The sequence below is a fragment of the Bradyrhizobium sp. Kon37 genome (genome assembly GCF_055807535.1).
On sequence record NZ_JBVVOY010000147.1, the window covers coordinates 1 to 419 of the forward strand.

Annotated in this window: 2 protein-coding genes; both read right to left on the minus strand. The window is 47.7% G+C overall.

From position 1 onward, the window contains the following. Nucleotides 1-29: 29 nt before the first annotated feature. On the minus strand, nucleotides 30-248 hold the full coding sequence (locus AC0L3J_RS37530) for a magnesium transporter CorA family protein (RefSeq protein ID WP_458912821.1): 219 nt from the start codon (nucleotides 246-248) through the stop codon (nucleotides 30-32). Nucleotides 249-261: 13 nt separating this feature from the next. Then, complete coding sequence (gene ydaN, locus AC0L3J_RS37535) at nucleotides 262-309, minus strand: protein YnaN (protein ID WP_211180494.1); 48 nt, start codon at nucleotides 307-309, stop codon at nucleotides 262-264. Between the last annotated feature and the right edge of the window lie 110 nt (nucleotides 310-419).

Genomic DNA, 419 nt, shown 5'->3' on the forward strand with positions numbered 1-419 from the left:
CCGAGACGGCTGACTCGGGGACGCGTGCTCTAGCCCGCCAGCGCATCACGTACGTTATTGGGAAGCAGCGGTGTTGTCGCCAGCCATTGGGCGCTATCATGGTGTACATAATTAAGGTGGAGCCAACAGGGATGCGCTTCATCAATCACATCTGTATTTTCCAGCGGTTTAACGCCGCCTCTACCATCCAGCATCCAGGCAAATACTGCATCCGGGACATTAACGTCCGATCCCTTAATCGCTTCCACAGTGCCTCCATCATCAACGCATTATTTTGTAGTCTAGCCTTCTGGCCCTGTTACGCAACATCTCATCACCCCATTACCCTGAAATGATTAATAAAATTCTGTCTAAATTGAATACAAAAAGCAAAATGCTTTTCCGTATACAAACCGTGTGAAGTGTTAAATAGCGTCTAT